The organism is Streptomyces spirodelae, assembly GCF_017676385.1.
Classification (GTDB): domain Bacteria; phylum Actinomycetota; class Actinomycetes; order Streptomycetales; family Streptomycetaceae; genus Streptomyces; species Streptomyces spirodelae.
The window spans coordinates 26,542-43,773 of sequence record NZ_JAFFZN010000017.1 but is presented as its reverse complement, the minus strand read 5'-3'; the positions used below and the strand labels follow the sequence as shown (position 1 = coordinate 43,773).

Sequence of the window (17,232 nt, the reverse complement as noted above, 5' to 3'; positions counted from 1 at the left end):
TCAACGGAGGATCCCATGGAGCACACCTACGAGCCCCCGGCCCTGATCGAACTCGGCGAGTTCGAGGAGCTGACGCAGTGCCTGCCGTCCGGCGACTGCCCCGACTTCCTCGGCTGCGGACGCGCGCTCTGGTGCATCTGACGCCTGCCCAGCCACCCGGCTGAGTCGACATGAGGAAGTGGCCGGGGCGGAGCACGCCCCGGCCACTGGCCAGCGGTCACCGACGACCCGCCCCATCCGCCGATCCGCCTCGGGCCCCGGAGCCCCACCGCGCGACCGGCGCGAACGCGGCAGGGCCGGCGCCGCATCTGAGGAGACGCGCAGCACATGGACTTTCTCGTTCTTCCCGACCATCCGGCCGCCCACGACCTCATCGCCCGCACTCCCGCACTGGCTGACGCCGCGGTGATTCCGCACGCTTCCGGCCGCCCCTGGATCGTCGGCCTCGGGGCGGACGGAGAGGGGATACGGGTGTTCGGCCCGCCGTCGCGGCGGCTGGTGGTGGCCGGGCACACCCGGACGGCGGCCGAACCCCTCCAGCACCTGGTGGACCGGGCCAGATCGCTGTCCGAACTCGACCAGGCTGCCCGGTCCCTGGCGGGCTGCTGCCATCTGGTGGCCTGCTTCGACGGGTGGGTGCGCGCTCAGGGGTCGCTCTCCACAGCACGGCAGATCTTCACCGTGCGCCTGGCGGGGATCACGGTTGCCGCCAGCGGTCCCGCGCCACTCGCCGCACTCGCGAAGGCGCCCTGCGACGAGGCGGCGCTCGCCGGCCGACTGCTGACGCCGTACCTGCCCTGGCCGCTGTCCCGGCGTTCGGTCTGGCGCGGGGTGGAGGCGGTCACCCCCGGGCACTGGCTGGAGCTCACACCCGACGGCGCCGCGCGTGAACGGCGCTGGTGGCAGCGACCGGCACCCCGGACGCCGCTGCCGCAGGCCGCGGGGGCACTGCGGGAGGCGCTGCGGGAGGCCGTACGCGTACGGGCCGGGTCGGCGGGCACGCTCAGTGCGGATCTGTCCGGCGGACTGGACTCCACCTCGCTGTGCTTCGTCGCGGACGACCTGGCCGTACGCACCCACACGTACCACGCGGTACCCCTCGACCCGCGCAACCCCGACCACCGCTGGGCCCGGCGGGCCGCCGCACACTTCGGCCCGGCCGTACACCACACCGACCTGCCGCACGACCACTCGGAGCGGCTCTTCGGCCTCCCTCCCGACGCCGCCGTACAGGGCGGCGTCGAGGAGGAGCCCGACGGGGGCGAGGGACCGCTCAACTGGCGCTGGGGAGGCCCCCATCTGCGGGCGCTGTCCCGGACGGCGGCCGCAGCGGGCTCCCGGCTGCATCTGATGGGACTCGGCGGCGACGAACTGTTCGGGCCGCTGCCCAACGGACTGTGGAGCATGCTCCGCACCGAGCCCCGCGCGGCCCTACCGCAGATCCGCCGCCGCCGGCTCCTCAACCGGTGGCCGTTGACCGGCACGGTGCGGGGACTGGCGGACCGGGCGGGCTTCCCGGAAGCGCTGCGCGCACTGGCCGGGCGGCTGACCAGCCCGCCACCGCAGCGCTGGCAGGTCGGCTTCGGCTGGACGGGGGAGCTGCGGATGCCCGCGTGGAGCACGCCGGAGGCCGTCGAGCTGGTGCGCGGCGCGCTGCTGGAGGAGGCCGAAGCGGGCACGCCACCCCTGGACGGGGACCGGTTCGGGCACCAGGTGCTGGAGTACCTGGCCTTCGAGGGCACCACCATGCGGCAGACCGCGCGGGCCATGGCGCGGTACGGCATCGGCTGGGAGGCGCCGTTCCTCGACGACCGGGTGATCGAGGCCGCGCTGTCGGTGCGCCTGTCCGAGCGGATGCCGTCAGGACGCTTCAAGCCGCTGCTGACGGAGGCGATGCGCGGCATCGTCCCGCCGGAGATCCTCGGCCGCACCGACAAGGGCGAGTTCAGCGCCGAGCTCTACGAAGGGCTGGCTCGCGGCAAGGAGTCGGCCGTCGCCGTGTGCGCCGGGCTGCGGCTGGGCGCACGCGGTCTCGCCGACGCCGATGTGCTGCGTGCCGCGCTGCTCAACCCGTCCGACGAGGGTCGCTACGCGGCCCATCTGGAGCGGACCGTGGCAGTCGAGGCATGGCTCCGCTCCCCGCACACCACCCCGGCGCCACGGCTGCCGACCGCCCCGCGGACAGTCGGTCCGGCAGCCTCGCCGCTCCCGTCCGCGACCGAGCTGAAGGAGGCATCATGACGCTCGCCCTGCCCCGCGAGGTCATCCTGACCGAAACCGAATCCGGAGTGGTGCTGCTCAACGAGAAGGACGGCCGCTTCTGGCGGCTGAACGGCTCCGGCGCCACCGTGCTGCGGCTGCTGCTCGACGGCAGTACGCCGCAGGAGGCGGCCGAGCGGTTGAGCGCCGCGAGCCCCCAGTTCCTCGGGCGGGCCACCGCCGATGTGCACGGCCTTGTGGACGCGCTGCGCGGCGCCGGTCTGCTGGTGGCGCGATGAGTCTGCCGGGGGTGGGGGAGCGTGCGGTGCGGCTCGCGCCGCACCGGCAGGCGGAGGCGCGGCTGGCGGTCGGCATCGCCCGGCTGCTGGTCAAGCTGAAGCCGGGTCGGCTGCGCCGGGTGCTGACAGTGCTCAGCCGGGGCGCCAGGCCCGCAGGGCGGGACCGCGCGCTGCGGGCACGGCAGGCGGCCGTCGCCGTGAGTGCGCGCTGCGCCGGGCTGGGCTGCCTGCAGCGGTCCGTGGCAGCGGCGCTGCTGTGCCGGCTGCACGGCGAATGGCCGGACTGGTGCTCGGGGTTCCGCACCAGGCCGTTCGGGGCGCATGCCTGGATCGAGGTGGACGGCGAGCCGGTCGGCGAGAGCGAGGCCATCGGCGCCTTCCGCACGGTGATCGCGGTCCGCGCGAAAGCGGCGCGAACGGGGGAGGGAGCGAGTGATGGCCACGGCAACGGCTGAGGACCTGGCGGTGCGCACCGACGACCTGGGCAAGACGTACGGAGACAGGCCCGCGGTCATCGGTCTCGACCTGGCGGTGCCACGGGGGGTGACATTCGGCTTTCTCGGGCCCAACGGCGCCGGCAAGACGACGACTCTCAGCATGCTGTGCACGCTGCTGCGGCCCACCGCGGGGCGGGCCTTCGTGGGCGGGCACGACGTGGTGAGGGAGCCGCATGCGGTACGGGAGCGGATCGGACTGGTGTTCCAGGAGACGACGCTGGACCTGGACCTGACGGCGCGGGAGGCGCTGCGCTTCCACGCCGAGCTGTTCGGCACCCCTTGGCGGCAGAGCCGCCGCACGGTGGCGGCGCTGCTGGAGCTGGTGGGGCTGACCGAGTCGCAAGGCCGTCCGGTCCGGGAGTTCTCCGGCGGCATGCGGCGCAGACTGGAGATCGCCAGGGGGCTGCTCACCGCGCCGCAGGTGCTCTTCCTGGACGAGCCGACCACCGGTCTGGACCCGCAGACGCGCACCGTGATCTGGGAGCATCTGCACCGCCTCCGCGAAGAGCGCGGCATCACCCTGTTCCTGACGACCCACCACCTGGAGGAGGCCGAGAACTGCGACCGGCTCGCCATCATCGACAACGGCCAGATCGAGGTGGAGGGCAGCCCCGCCGAGCTGAAGGCCGAGGTGGGCGACGACACGGTGGTGCTGCGTACCTGCGACGATGCGGGAGCGGCCCTCCTCGTGCGGGAGCGCTTCGGTGTGGCGGCGTCCTCGGGCCCGGACGGGGTGCGGCTGAGCGTGTCGGACGGCGCGGCGTTCGTACCGAAGTTCTGCGCCGAGGCGGGCATTCCCGTGCTGTCGGCGACCGTCACCCCGCCCTCGCTCGACGATGTGTTCCTGCACCACACCGGCCGGACCATCCGCACCGAGCGCGGCGGGCCGCTGACCGTGGACGACGTGGGGAGGCGGCGATGAGCGCCGTGGAGGCGGTCCCGCCTGGGCCGGGGGCCGAACCGAAGGCGTCCCCGTCGGCCGGAGGGACGGGCGGAGCGCGGGGAGCCCGGCCCGGCCGTCTGGTCCGCGAGGCGCGGGCGGTCCGCGTGCTGTGGCACCGCGAGATGGTGCGGCTGCTGCGTACGAAGGTGCAGATCGTCATGGGACTGGTGACGCCCGTGATGTTCCTGCTGGTGATGGGCACCGGGCTGGAGTCGATGGGCACCACGGCAGGGGACGCCTTCGAGCAGTTCCGCAGCTTCCTCTTCCCCGGCGTCCTGGTGATGGCCACCCAGGCCCCGGCGCTGGCGGTCGGCCTCTCCGTGGTGATGGACCGGCAGAGCGGCATGCTGCGGCAGGCGATGGTCGCGCCCGTGCACCGGGTCAGTCTCCTGCTGGGCCTCTCGCTGGGCGGCGCAACCTGCGGCGCCGTCTACGGCGGTCTGGTGCTCGCCATCTCCGGCACGGTCGGTATCGCCTATCATCCGCTGCTGCTGGTCGCGCTGCTCGAAGTCGCGCTCATCGCACTGCTGTTCACCGCCGGGGGCATGCTGGCGGCCGTCACCATCCAGCGCATCCAGACCTTCCAGGTGCTGATGGGGCTCGCCCTGATGCCGCTGATGTTCCTGTCCGGGGCGATGTTCTCGCCCAGCGGGCTGCCCCGCTGGCTGGGCATCGTCGTCCACCTCAACCCGCTCACCTACGCCGTCGACGCGGTACGCCGCACGCTGCCGGGCGAGCTCGACATGGGCGGTTACGCGGGGCCGCCGCAGATAGCGGGCTGGACGCCACCGGTCGCCGTGGAGGTCTGCTTCGTCACCGTGCTCGCGGTGCTGATGCTCGTGGCGGCGGCCCGCCGGTTCGCGCGCGGGGGGTGACGCCGCAGGCCAGGTGAACGCTCCGAGCCGGTATGTCAACCCTGACGAACGGCCAACCGCCCGGCCGACTTTCGAGCCGGGCCCCGGGCCGGGTGTCGTCCGTAGCTTCCGTGCCATGTCCACGGAACGGAAAATACGACGGCGGTCACCTGTGCGCGGGCCGCTCGGCGCGGTGGCGGCGTTGACGGCCGGCGGCGCGGGGGTCTGGGTGCTGGCGCCCGGCGGGCTCGGTCACCAGGACCCCGTACGGATCACCAGCGGAGCCTCGGCCTCCGGCTATCGGGAGCTGAGCGAGTTCGCCGGGGACGGTCCCGGCTGGCTGGGCGGCCTCCTGGAGCTCGCCACGGAAGGCACCCTGGTCGCCCTCGGGCTGCTGCTGCTCTGGGTGGGATGGCGCGGCTGGCGCGACGGCCGTACGAAGGACCCGCGAGTGGTGGGCGCGGTGCTGACGGGCGTCGGCACCGTGGTGGCCTACGCGGCGAGCGAGGCGCTGAAGCTGGTGGTGGACGAGGAGCGGCCGTGCCGGGCGCTGGCCGGGGCCCACCCAGTGGCGGAGTGCCCGCCCACGGGTGACTGGTCCTTCCCGAGCAACCATGCCACGCTCGCCGCCGCGCTGGCTGTGGGCCTCGCCATGACGCTGCCCCGCCTCGCGGCGGTGACGCTGCCGCTGGCCGGCGCCGCGGCGCTGCTGCGCGTGCTGGTGGGAGTGCACTATCCGCACGATGTGCTGGCGGGCGCGCTGTTGGGTTCCGCGTGTGCTCTCGCGGCCGTCCTGATGAGAGGGCTGCCCCTTGCCGACGTGTGCAGACCTCGGGTGAGTGGGGGCTGAACGCGCAGCCCCCGCGCCCCTAGCGCGGTACCAGGCCCGCCTCGTACGCCACCACGGCCGCCGCCGCGCGGTTGTCCACGCCCAACCCCGCGAGGACGGCGCTGACGTGGGCCTTCACCGTGCCCTCCACCACGCGCAGGCGCCGTGCGATCTGCGCGTTGGACAGTCCGGCTCCCAGGTGGGAGAGGACCTCCCGCTCGCGGTCGGTCAGCGCGTCGACCCGGGCCCGCGCGGAGGAGCGGCGGCCGGCTGCGGCTCCGGCGCCGGTTGTCGCCAGGTGGGCGACGACGCGGGCCGCCACCTTGGGCGAGAGGTAGGCGGCGCCGTCGGCCACCGCCCGTACGCCCGCGAGCAGTTCCTCCGGTTCTCCGGCCTTGACCAGGAAACCCGCCGCCCCTCCGCCGAGTGCCCGGAGGATGTAGTCGTCCTCCCCGAACGTCGTCAGGATGACGGCACGGGTGTCGGGCACGGCCCGGCCGAGCGCGGTCAACGCCTCGATGCCGTCGGCCTTGGGCATCCGGATGTCGAGCACGGCCACGTCGGGGCGGTGCCTGCGCGCCAGTTCCACCGCCTCGTGCCCGTCGCCCGCCTCGGCGACGACCTCGATGGCGGGGTCCGTGGCCAGAATGGTCCGCACTCCGGTGCGGACCATGGGCTCGTCGTCGGCGATCAGGACCCGGATCGTCGGTGCGGTCATCGGGCGGCGTCCCTCAAAGTGACGTCCCTCATCGCGGCGGGCCTCCCAGCGACGTCCTCCGCCGCGGCGGGCTTCATCCCGGCGGGCCTCACGGGCGCAGCGCCTCGGCCGAGACCAGTGTGTCCGAGCGGAAGCAGAGCCGGTAGACATCTCCTGAGCGGTCGTCGAACGGGTTGGCTGTCATCGCGTAGAACTCGCATGTGATTCCGGCTCCCTGTGGCGGTGGCGGGGTGTGTGCGGGCCGGTGCCGGGTCTGCTCGGCGGGCAGGTGCGGGGCGATCTGCTCCCGCTGCTGCCCGGCACGGAGCCGGCCGAAGTCCTCGGCCGGTAGCACAGCGCGCTTGGTCACCAGCATGTCCCACCAGGTCAGCGCCCCGCCCAGCAGGGCGCCCAGCGCCAGGCAGGCGGTGACGGCGGCGAGTGCCGTACGCCCCAGTCTGCGGCGGGCGTGCCGCTGCTCCTGGAAGGGCGCGGGTGGCGTGGTCGGGGCGCTCGGCGGCTGGGGTGCGCGGGTGTGGGGGAGTGTGGCCCGCACGGTGAAGCCGTCGTCGGGACGCGGCCCCCAGTGAAAGGTCCCGCCTGCCAGCCGTACCCGCTCGTCGAGCCCGATCAGCCCGCGCCCGCCGAGCCCCGGCCGGGCGCCCGCCCTCTCGGACGGCCTGTAGGGCGGCGCAGCGGCGGGGCCGTTCTCCACGGCCACCCGTGTCTCGTCCGCTCCGTACTCCACCGTGACCGTGGCGGTGGCGCCCGGCGCGTGCTTGACGACGTTCGTCAGCGACTCCTGCACCACGCGGTGCGCGGCCCGCAGGGTGTGCGGAGGCAGGGCGTTCCGTGCGTCGTCCGGGTCGCCCTCGATCCGCGCGGTGACGGCCAGCCCGGCGGCCGCCGCCTCCTCGACCAGGTCCGTGACGCCGGTGTCCTGCGGCCGGGTGGGGGCGTCCTGTTCCGTCTCCCGCAGGACACCGATGACTTCGCCGAGCCGGTCGACCGCCGTCTCGGCGCGGCCTCTGATCTCCTCGGCCGCCCTGCGGTGTTCCGCGCTCAGGCCGTCGGCCAGTTTGAGGGCGCTCGCGGAGAGGGCGAGCAGGCTCAGCTCGTGGCCGAGGGCGTCGTGCATGTCCTGTGCGATACGGGACCGCTCGCGCAGCCGGGCCTGGCCGGCCACCAGCTCACGTTGCCGTGCGAGCTGTTCGGCCCGCTCCCAGCCGGCGCGGGCCAGCTCCTGGTACTGCCGCCAGAAGCGGCCGGCGCACCAGGAGAGCGCACCCGCTGTGAGCGCCACCGCCACGAACCGGGTGCCCGGCGTGAGCCAGGCGGGGTGGGTGAGGGCCGCCGTCATGCTCGCGGCGAGGGAGCCGGCCAGGAAGAGCGCGGGTATCAGGGCTCCCCCGGCCTCCTGCCGGGAGGGGCCCACGCCCGGGCGCCGCCCCGCGAGGAACGAGCAGCAGGCGGTCACCGCGGTCCACCACGGCGAGGCGAGCACCCCGAGGACCGCCGCCGCACCCGCGGCAGCGGTGAGGGCGCTGGTGATGAGCTGACTGCGTCTTTCGGTCACGTATGCGACGGTAAGAGGTCCGGGCGGCCGGTGACACTGCCGAAAGTCGAATGTCACCGGCCGGCCGCCGGGCCCGCTCAGCCCGCCGCCTCGCCGCCCTGACCTGCGATCCGGCGCCGTGCTATGTCGTACGGCGGCGGATCTTGTTGCCGAGCCAGACCAGCGGGTCGTACTTGCGGTCGGCGGCCCGTTCCTTGAGCGGGATCAGGGCGTTGTCGGTGATCTTGATGTTCTCCGGGCAGACCTCCGTGCAGCACTTGGTGATGTTGCAGTAGCCGAGGCCGTGCTCGTCCTGCGCGGTGGACTTGCGGTCGAGACCGGCGTCCTCGGCGGCGTCCAGCGGGTGCATGTCCAGCTCGGCGACCCGCATCAGGAAGCGCGGTCCTGCGAAGGCCCGCTTGTTCTCCTCGTGGTCCCGGACCACATGGCAGGTGTCCTGGCACAGGAAGCACTCGATGCACTTGCGGAACTCCTGGGAGCGCCCGACGTCCTCCTGCTGCATCCGGTACTCACCGGGCCCCAGTCCGGGCGGCGGCACGAAGGACGGGACCTGCCTGGCCTTCTCGTAGTTGAAGCCGACGTCGGTCACCAGGTCCCTGACCACGGGGAAGGTCCGCAGGGGGGTGACGGTGACGGTCTCGGCGCGGTCGAAGACCGACATGCGGGTCATGCACAGCAGCCGGGGCCGGCCGTTGATCTCCGCGCTGCACGAGCCGCACTTGCCCGCCTTGCAGTTCCAGCGGACCGCGAGGTCGGGAGCCTGAGTGGCCTGCAGACGGTGGATGATGTCGAGGACGACCTCGCCCTCGTTCACCTCGACGGTGAAGTCCTCCAGGCCGCCGCCGTCCACATCGCCGCGCCAGACCTTGAAGTGCGCGTCGTAGCTGGTCTCCGGCCGCGTCGCGTCCGGGGCCTCGCCGCTCACCGCGCCGCCGATGCCCTCACTTCCCGGGCCCGCGCCATGATGTACGTCCGTAGTCACTCGCTCGTCAGCTCCTCGTCGGTCAGGTACTTGATCAACTCCTCCTTCTCGAACAGCTCAAGGAGGTCCTTGCGGATCGGCGGCATCTCACGGCGCCGCAGCGCGATCCGCCCGGCGCGGCCGGCCTCCGCGTCCCCGCCCGCTGCCCCTGCCGCGCCCTCGGCGGCCGCCAGCGTGCAGACGAGGTTGGCGCGCCGCCATTCGCGGTCCATCTCGGGGAAGTCGTCGCGGGTGTGGCCGCCGCGCGACTCCGTACGGTTCAGCGCGGCGCGGGCCACGCACTCGCTCACCAGCAGCATGTTGCGCAGGTCGAGGGCGAGGTGCCAGCCCGGGTTGAACTGCCGGTGCCCCTCCACCTTGGCGCGGCGGGCGCGCTCCCGCAGTTCGGCCAGCCGCTCCAGCGCCTCGGACATCTCCTCCTCGCGGCGGATGATGCCCACCAGGTCGTTCATGGACCGCTGGAGCTCCTGGTGGACCGTGTACGGGTTCTCGGCCGGGCCCTGCGCCTCCTCGTCGGCCTTCGCGGAGCCGACGCCGAAGGGACGCAGCGCCTCGGCGGCCGCCCCGTCGATCTGCTCGTCACCCACCCGGGGGCGCGATCCGGCGTGCTCCCGCGCGTACTGAGCCGCGTACAGCCCCGCGCGGCGGCCGAAGACCAGCAGGTCGGAGAGGGAGTTGCCGCCCAGCCGGTTGGAGCCGTGCATACCGCCTGCGACCTCGCCGGCGGCGAACAGCCCGGGTACGCCGCGGGCTGCCGCGGTGTCCGAGTCGACGTCCACGCCGCCCATCACGTAGTGGCAGGTGGGGCCGACCTCCATGGGCTCGGCCGTGATGTCGACGTCGGCCAGCTCCCTGAACTGGTGGTGCATGGAGGGCAGCCGCCGTTTGATCGTCTCGGCGGGCATCCGGGTGGAGACGTCCAGGAAGACACCGCCGTGCGGGGAGCCGCGCCCGGCCTTGACCTCGGCGTTGATGGCGCGCGCCACCTCGTCGCGGGGCAGCAGCTCGGGCGGGCGGCGGTGGTTGTCGGGGTCCTCGTACCAGCCGTCGGCCTCCTGCTCGGACTCGGCGTACTTCTCCTTGAAGACGTCCGGGACGTAGTCGAACATGAAGCGCTCGCCCTCGGCGTTGCGCAGCACCCCGCCGTCGCCGCGCACCGACTCGGTGACCAGGATGCCCTTCACCGACGGCGGCCAGACCATCCCGGTGGGGTGGAACTGGACGAACTCCATGTTGATCAGTGAGGCCCCGGCCAGCAGCGCCAGCGCGTGCCCGTCCCCGGTGTACTCCCAGGAGTTGGAGGTCACCTTGAACGACTTGCCGATACCGCCGGTGGCCAGCACCACCGCCGGTGCCTCCAGCACGAAGAACCGGCCGCTCTCCCGCTCGTAGCAGAAGACCCCGGAGACCCGGTCCGGCTCCCCGTCCTCCGGGTTGTGCTCTTTCAGGATCTGGGTGACGGTGCACTCCTGGAAGACCTTGATCCGGGCCTCGTAGTCGCCGCTCTCCTTGAAGTCCTCCTGCTGGAGGGAGACGACCTTCTGCTGGAGCGTACGGATCAGCTCCAGGCCCGTACGGTCGCCGACGTGGGCCAGCCGCGGGTACTCGTGCCCGCCGAAGTTCCGCTGCGAGATCCGGCCGTCCGGTGTGCGGTCGAACAGCGCGCCCCAGGTCTCCAGCTCCCACACCCGCTCGGGTGCCTCGCGTGCGTGCAGTTCGGCCATTCGCCACTGGTTGAGGAACTTGCCGCCGCGCATGGTGTCGCGGAAGTGCACCTGCCAGTTGTCGCCCTCGTTGACGTTGCCCATGCTGGCGGCGATGCCGCCCTCGGCCATCACTGTGTGGGCCTTGCCGAAGAGGGACTTGCAGATCACCGCGGTGCGCAAGCCCTGCTCCCGGGCCTCGATCGCGGCCCGCAGTCCGGCGCCGCCCGCGCCGACGATGACGACGTCCCACTGGTGTCGTTCGACGTGTGCCATGTCGCTCAAGTCCCTCTCAGAAGAGCCGCGGGTCGGTGATGGTGCCGGTGGCCAGCAGGTAGACGTAGAAGTCCGCCAGCGCCACGCTGAGCAACGAGGCCCAGGCGAGCAGCATGTGCCGCTCGTTGAGCTTTCCGACCCAGCCCCACAGCCGGTAGCGCACCGGGTGCTTGGAGAAGTGCCGCAGCCTGCCGCCGACGATGTGCCGGCAGGAGTGGCAGGAGAGGGTGTACGCCCAGATCAGCCCGATGTTGGCGAGGAAGACCAGCGTGCCCAGACCCATGTGGCCCCACTCGTACTTCTCGTTCCGGAAGCCGAGCACGGTGTCCCAGGTGAGGATCACCGCGACCAGCATCGCCGCGTAGAAGAAGTAGCGGTGGATGTTCTGCAGGATCAGCGGGAAGCGGGTCTCGCCCGTGTACTTCTTGTGCGGTTCGGCCACCGCGCAGGCCGGGGGTGAGGCCCAGAAACCGCGGTAGTACGCCTTGCGGTAGTAGTAGCAGGTGAGCCGGAAGCCCAGCGGGAAGATCAGAATGATCAGTGCGGGCGACAGGCCCCACCATTCGCCGAACAGACCCCAGTTGGGCCCGCCCTTCATGGTCGCGCAATTGTCGGCCAGACAGGGCGAGTAGAACGGCGAGACGTACGGCGCGTGGTAGTAGTCGGTGTTCGCGAACGCGCGCCAGGTCGAGTAGACGACGAACGCCAGCAGACCGAACGCGGTCGCGGCGGGCGCGAGCCACCAGCGGTCCGTGCGCAGATGCGGTTCGGCGATGGCGGCGCGTGTGCTGGTGTGCACGCCCGCGGGCCGGGAGCCCGCGGGGGGTGTCTTGTGTTGGGGTTCGGTGCCAGTGGCCAACGGATTCTCCGGATGAGACGGCTGGGTCAGGGCGGGCCCGGGCAGCAAGGGCCTGCCTTCAACGACTCGTTGTCCAACGAGTCACGGTGCGTGCCGGTCGCGCGCTCCGAGCCCCTCGTCGTCCACATCCGTCCACAGGCCCGGGTCGTAGGGCTGGTCGGAGATGGTCACCATCTCGGCGTGCGGCTCGGGCCGAGGCCGCGGAGCTGTGGCCGACAGCAGGGCGAGCGACTCCTTCAGATGCTCGGTGTCGCTGCGTACCCGCCGGATCTCCAGGCCGCTGCCGACGTGCTTCTCCAGTCGGCTGACGCAGCGCGCGAGATCGTCCAGACAGCGCTGAGCGGCTGTCAGTTCGTCGTGCAACGAATTGTGCAGAGACATGACTTGCCCACCTCCGCGGTGGTGCGGCTGGCGTGGTCGATGCGCGTGGCGAGTGTTGCGCGTCACACTCCCGCTTGTGAAGGGTGCGACACGCCTTTCCGCCGTACGAGACCCCGCGGGGTGCCTTCAGCCGCGGAGCAGTGCGGAGGTGTCGAGGGTCGGGGCCGGGGAGGGGAAGCGGGTCCCCGATCTTGACTCCATACGAGTGGCACGGGTGTGCGAACGCCGGCGGCGCGCGCCCCACGCCCACGCCCCACGCCCTGCCGTGGAACTGCTCCGCATGGGTGGCAAATGTGCTCCGTATGTCGTGTCTGTCCGGTCTCCGGTGTGGGCTCCCCTTCAGTGGTGTGAAAAGTCGAAAAGAGTGATGAGCCGCCAAAGCCGCCAATAGTGGACAGATGCGGGCACGCGGCCAGCCCCGGAGGTTTCAGCATGCGAGCCGTCCCAGCCGAATCACGAAGGCCCCCGAGGCCGCCACAGCCAGGCGAGCCCCCGCGCCGCGACGCCACCGTCCGGCCCCGCCGAAACCGGCGTCGCACCCTGCGCTGGGCGGCGATGTTCGTGGCCGGTGTGCTGCTGCCGGTACCGCTGGCCGCGTGCGGCGACTCGGACTCGCAGGACGCCGAGGCCCGCGCCGGTGCCGGCGAGGCGGGCGGCGAGGTACGGGCCACCCCGCGGCAGCGGATCGACTCCGGCGGCACCCTGCGCTGGGCGGTGGACGCGGCCCCCACCACCTTCAACGTGTTCCAGCCGGACTCGACCGACGCCACCAAGCGGGTCGCGGCCGCCACCCTGCCCGCGCTGTTCATCCTCGACAAGCGCGGCCGGCCTCAGATCGACGAGGACTTTCTGCGCGAAGCCGAGGTGACCGAGACCGAGCCGCGGCAGACCGTTGTCTACAAGCTCAACCCGAAGGCCCGCTGGAGCGACGGCCGACGGCTGGGCGCGGCGGACTTCCGCGCCCAGTGGAAGGCGCTGCGTGGCAAGAACAACGCCTACTGGACGGCGCGGAACGCGGGATACGACCGTATCCACAAGATCACCAAGGGTGATGACGCCGACGAGGTCAAGGTCGTCTTCGCCAAGCCCTACGCGGACTGGCGCTCGCTGTTCACGCCGCTCTACCCGAAGCAGGCGATGAGGAGCCCGAAGGTCTTCAACGACGGGGTCCGCACTTCGCTGCCCGCCGCCGCCGGACCGTTCCGGGTCGTCAAGGCGGGCAAGGACCGCTCCCGTACGGTCCTCAAGCGCAACCCACGCTGGTGGGGCGAGAAGGCCAAGCTCGACCGCATCGTGCTGACGGCCGTACCGCGCGACGAGCGGGACAAGGCGCTGGCCGAGGGCAAGGTGGACGTGGCCGACGTCAGCGCTTCGACGGCCAGGCGGATCGGCTCGGCGAACGGGCTGGGCGGCCCCCAGCGCCCGGACGCCGCCAAGGGCGCCAAGGACGCGAAGGAGGCCAAGGAGGCCCGCAAGCGCGAGGCGGAGTTGCGCGAGGCGCGCAAGCGGGAGGCCCGCGAGCGCCTCGGCGTCTCGGCGGCGCGGCACCTGAGCAAGTACGAGGTGCGGCGCGCGCTCGACCCGGCCTACACCCAGCTGACACTCAACGGCGCGAGCGGACCGCTGGCCGATGAGCGGGTGCGCCGCGCGGTGGCCAACGCCATCGACCGCGAGGAGCTGGCCGAGAAGGCGCTGGCGGGGACCGGCCTGTCGAGCGAGCCGCTCGGCAGCCACCTGCGGATGGTCAACCAGGACGGCTACCGGGACAACAGCGGCGTCTTCGGCAAGGCGGACGTGGACTCGGCGCAGTCCATGCTGGCCGACGCGGGCTGGAAGCCGGGCGGCCTCGGCGGCTCGGCCGCCGACGAGCGTGCCGAGAGCGCTCACGACAAGGACAAGGGCAAGGACGACGGGGAGAAGGAGAAGCGGGCCGATGGCGGGCCCGCCGAGCCCGGTACGGCGGACTCGCCCGAGGCCGGGGCCCGCTCACCCCACCGCGCCGAGGCCGAGGCGTCCGTCGTCCGGCTGACCGCCGCCCAGATCGCCCGGGTCGTCGACAAGCCGCTGGGCCTCTCCGTCTCTGCCACGGCCCAGCGTGGCGCCATCCTCGCGCAGTCCGCGCACTCCAGCCTCGCCTCCGCCAGACAGGCCGGCTCCGAGCGCAAGCTCAGCCGCGCCAAGGCGGCGCTGGAGACGGCGGAGAGGGTGCAGGCGACGGCCCGGGAACTGCGACTGCTGGCGGGTGACCCGGCCAGCGCCGTACGCAGCAAGGAGGGGAAGCCGCTGGCGCTGCGCTTCGTCCTGCCGGGTGGCAAGGGCACCGCGCAGCTGAGGGACACCGGCAAGCGGATCGCCCGGATGCTCAACGAGGTCGGCATCCGTACGCAGCTCAAGGAAGTGCCCGACGACAGCTACTTCAAGGACCACATCGCCACTGGCGACTACGACCTGGCGCTCTACTCCTGGCCCGCGACGGCCTTCCCCGCCACCGAGGCCCGGCCGATCTTCGCCAAGCCGCAGGCCGCATCGGACGGCTCGCTGCTGGTCGAGCAGAACTACGCCAGGGTCGGCACCGACCGGATCGACCAGCTCTTCGAACAGGCCGCGGACGAGCTGGACGACGGGCGGCGCCGGGAGCTGATGGAGAAGGCCGATCAGCGGATCTGGGCGGTGGCCGGTTCGCTTCCGCTCTACCAGCGGCCCCAGCTGGTGGCGGCCAAGCGCGGCCTGGCCAATGTGGGCGCCTTCGGCTTCACCACCCCGGTGTACGAGGACATGGGATACCGCAAGAGCTGATCGTCCCCTGGCGTCGTTGGAGCGCCGGACGGACCGCACAGCGGCCCCGTCCGGCGCTTCGCGAGCGGGCCCGTACCATGGTTGACGAGGCCGCGGCGAGCCATGCCCGGCGTCAGGGAGCGCGGACCGCCCGCCGAGGGCCGGAGCGCGGCCCGATCCGTCAACCCGGGAGACACCCCTCAGTGCCCACGCGCCACGACATCCGTAACGTCGCCATCGTCGCCCACGTCGACCACGGAAAGACGACTCTGGTCGACGCCATGCTCAAGCAGGCCGGAGCCTTCGCGGCCCACCAGCTCGAATCCGTCGACGACCGGGTGATGGACTCCAACGACCTGGAGCGCGAGAAGGGCATCACCATTCTCGCCAAGAACACCGCGGTCCGGTATCACCCCAAGGACGGTGGCGAGCCGGTCACCATCAACATCATCGACACCCCGGGCCACGCCGACTTCGGCGGCGAGGTCGAGCGCGGTCTGTCGATGGTGGACGCGGTGGTGCTGCTCGTCGACGCCTCCGAGGGACCGCTGCCGCAGACCCGCTTCGTGCTCCGCAAGGCGCTCCAGGCGCGGCTCCCGGTCATCCTCTGCGTCAACAAGACGGACCGGCCCGACGCCCGGATCTCCGAGGTCGTCGACGAGACCTACGACCTCTTCCTCGACCTGGACGCGGACGAGGAGCAGATCGAGTTCCCGATCGTCTACGCCTGCGCACGGGACGGCATCGCCTCGCTGACCCAGCCGGCGGACGGCGCCGTGCCCGCCGACAGCGACAGCCTGGAGCCGTTCTTCACCACGTTGCTGGAGACGGTGCCCGCGCCCACGTACGAGGAGGGCGCGCCGCTCCAGGCCCACGTCACCAACCTGGACGCCGACAACTTCCTGGGCCGTATCGCGCTGCTGCGGGTCAAGGAGGGATCGCTGAAGAAGGGCCAGACCGTGGCCTGGATGAAGCGGGACGGCTCCGTGCAGAACGTGCGGATCACCGAGCTGCTGATGACCGAGGCGCTGACCCGCAAGCCCGCAGCCGAGGCCGGTCCCGGCGACATCTGCGCGGTCGCCGGCATCCCGGACATCATGATCGGTGAGACGCTCGCGGACGCCGAGAGCCCGGTGGCGCTGCCGCTGATCACCGTCGATGAGCCGGCCATCTCCATGACCATCGGCACCAACACCTCGCCGCTGGTGGGCAAGGGCGGCAAGGGCCACAAGGTGACCGCGCGGCTGGTCAAGGACCGGCTGGACCGCGAGCTGATCGGTAACGTCTCGCTGCGGGTGCTGCCCACCGAGCGTCCCGACGCCTGGGAGGTGCAGGGCCGTGGTGAGCTGGCGCTGGCCATCCTGGTGGAGACGATGCGCCGCGAGGGCTTCGAGCTGACCGTTGGCAAGCCGGAGGTCGTCACCCGCGAGATCGACGGGAAGCTCCACGAGCCGGTGGAGCGGATGACCATCGACGCGCCCGAGGAGCACCTGGGTGCCATCACCCAGCTGATGGCCACCCGCAAGGGCCGGATGGAGACCATGACCAACCACGGCTCCGGCTGGGTGCGCATGGAGTGGCTGGTCCCCTCGCGCGGGCTGATCGGTTTCCGTACCGAGTTCCTGACCGAGACCCGGGGCACCGGTATCGCGCACTCGATCTTCGAGGGGCACGAGCCGTGGTTCGGCGAGCTGCGCACCCGGCGCAGCGGCTCGCTGGTGGCGGACCGTTCCGGTACGGCGACGCCGTTCGCGATGATGAACCTCCAGGAGCGGGGCGTCATCTTCATCGAGCCGGGCACCGAGGTGTACGAGGGCATGATCGTCGGGGAGAACTCCCGCTCCGACGACATGGACGTCAACATCACCAAGGAGAAGAAGCTCACCAATATGCGGGCCGCCTCCGCCGATACGACGGAGAACCTGGTGCCGCCGCGGAAGCTCTCGCTGGAGCAGGCGCTGGAGTTCTGCCGCGAGGACGAGTGCATCGAGGTGACCCCGGAGACGGTACGCATCCGGAAGGTCAACCTCGACATGAAGGAGCGCGCGCGGGCCGCCGCTCGCGCCAAGCGGTAGCCGATCCCCTCGCACGGCCGTTACACACCGTAGCGACCAGCGTGCTGGCAAAGGGCCCCACCCTCCCGGGCGGGGCCCTTTGCGTGTTCCCGGTCCGGGCACGCTGAGTCCCCGTTCCCCAGCGCACTGTGCACATCTGAGGGGCGTGGTGTCCGGAAAACAGGGCAGCAACCCTGAGTGATGCCCCTCTTGTGCCGTTTTGACGGCCCTCGCTCTCCGGATAACGGATAAGAAGTTGTATGTGTAACCAAAATGAAATCCCTTGACTCTGGTTCAACAGGGGGGTG

Annotated in this window: 15 protein-coding genes; 9 read left to right on the top strand and 6 right to left on the bottom strand. The window is 71.9% G+C overall.

All coding sequences use genetic code 11. The features are described 5' to 3' along the window. Positions 1–15: 15 nt before the first annotated feature. The 7 genes from JW592_RS18885 to JW592_RS18855 all read left to right on the top strand — a co-directional run bounded on the left by JW592_RS18885 (position 16) and on the right by JW592_RS18855 (position 5,642). Positions 16–141: a lasso RiPP family leader peptide-containing protein gene (locus tag JW592_RS18885; RefSeq protein ID WP_209266321.1), complete on the top strand. Its 126-nt coding sequence runs from the start codon at positions 16–18 to the stop codon at positions 139–141. A gap of 186 nt (positions 142–327) precedes the next feature. Next, a complete protein-coding gene (locus JW592_RS18880) occupies positions 328–2,241 on the top strand; it encodes an asparagine synthase-related protein (protein ID WP_209266320.1) in 1,914 nt (637 codons plus the stop codon). Then, positions 2,238–2,498, top strand: coding sequence for a lasso peptide biosynthesis PqqD family chaperone (locus JW592_RS18875; protein WP_209266319.1), 261 nt, complete (start codon positions 2,238–2,240; stop codon positions 2,496–2,498). The genes JW592_RS18880 and JW592_RS18875 overlap by 4 nt, the downstream gene beginning before the upstream one ends. Further along, positions 2,495–2,953, top strand: a complete 459-nt coding sequence (locus JW592_RS18870) for a lasso peptide biosynthesis B2 protein (RefSeq protein WP_209266318.1) — start codon at positions 2,495–2,497, stop codon at positions 2,951–2,953. The genes JW592_RS18875 and JW592_RS18870 overlap by 4 nt, the downstream gene beginning before the upstream one ends. Beyond that, on the top strand, positions 2,934–3,917 hold the full coding sequence (locus JW592_RS18865; RefSeq protein WP_209266317.1) for an ATP-binding cassette domain-containing protein: 984 nt from the start codon (positions 2,934–2,936) through the stop codon (positions 3,915–3,917). Before JW592_RS18870 ends, JW592_RS18865 begins: the two co-directional genes overlap by 20 nt. Continuing rightward, the gene (locus JW592_RS18860) at positions 3,914–4,813 is read left to right on the top strand and encodes an ABC transporter permease (protein ID WP_209266316.1); all 900 of its coding nucleotides are present in this window, start codon (positions 3,914–3,916) and stop codon (positions 4,811–4,813) included. The genes JW592_RS18865 and JW592_RS18860 overlap by 4 nt, the downstream gene beginning before the upstream one ends. Positions 4,814–4,928: 115 nt before the next feature. Continuing rightward, complete coding sequence (locus tag JW592_RS18855; RefSeq protein ID WP_209266315.1) at positions 4,929–5,642, top strand: phosphatase PAP2 family protein; 714 nt, start codon at positions 4,929–4,931, stop codon at positions 5,640–5,642. 19 nt (positions 5,643–5,661) lie between these two features. On the opposite strand, the gene JW592_RS18850 is transcribed toward JW592_RS18855, so the two are convergent. The 6 genes from JW592_RS18850 to JW592_RS18825 form a co-directional block, all read right to left on the bottom strand. After that, entirely contained in the window at positions 5,662–6,339 is a 678-nt protein-coding gene (locus JW592_RS18850) for a response regulator (protein WP_209266314.1), read from the bottom strand. Positions 6,340–6,427: 88 nt separating this feature from the next. Further along, complete coding sequence (locus JW592_RS18845) at positions 6,428–7,894, bottom strand: sensor histidine kinase (protein WP_307805459.1); 1,467 nt, start codon at positions 7,892–7,894, stop codon at positions 6,428–6,430. A gap of 121 nt (positions 7,895–8,015) precedes the next feature. Continuing rightward, on the bottom strand, positions 8,016–8,819 hold the full coding sequence (locus tag JW592_RS18840) for a succinate dehydrogenase/fumarate reductase iron-sulfur subunit (RefSeq protein WP_209266416.1): 804 nt from the start codon (positions 8,817–8,819) through the stop codon (positions 8,016–8,018). A gap of 53 nt (positions 8,820–8,872) precedes the next feature. Then, entirely contained in the window at positions 8,873–10,855 is a 1,983-nt protein-coding gene (locus JW592_RS18835) for a fumarate reductase/succinate dehydrogenase flavoprotein subunit (RefSeq protein ID WP_209266313.1), read from the bottom strand. 16 nt (positions 10,856–10,871) lie between these two features. Continuing rightward, complete coding sequence (gene sdhC / locus JW592_RS18830) at positions 10,872–11,714, bottom strand: succinate dehydrogenase subunit SdhC (protein ID WP_209266312.1); 843 nt, start codon at positions 11,712–11,714, stop codon at positions 10,872–10,874. A gap of 81 nt (positions 11,715–11,795) precedes the next feature. Further along, on the bottom strand, positions 11,796–12,095 hold the full coding sequence (locus tag JW592_RS18825) for an Rv0250c family protein (protein ID WP_209266311.1): 300 nt from the start codon (positions 12,093–12,095) through the stop codon (positions 11,796–11,798). Positions 12,096–12,650: 555 nt separating this feature from the next. Here JW592_RS18825 and JW592_RS18820 point away from each other — a divergent pair. Both JW592_RS18820 and typA read left to right on the top strand, forming a co-directional pair. Continuing rightward, positions 12,651–14,891: an ABC transporter family substrate-binding protein gene (locus JW592_RS18820; RefSeq protein ID WP_229376376.1), complete on the top strand. Its 2,241-nt coding sequence runs from the start codon at positions 12,651–12,653 to the stop codon at positions 14,889–14,891. A gap of 182 nt (positions 14,892–15,073) precedes the next feature. Further along, entirely contained in the window at positions 15,074–16,945 is a 1,872-nt protein-coding gene (typA, locus tag JW592_RS18815; RefSeq protein ID WP_209266309.1) for a translational GTPase TypA, read from the top strand. Positions 16,946–17,232: the final 287 nt, after the last annotated feature.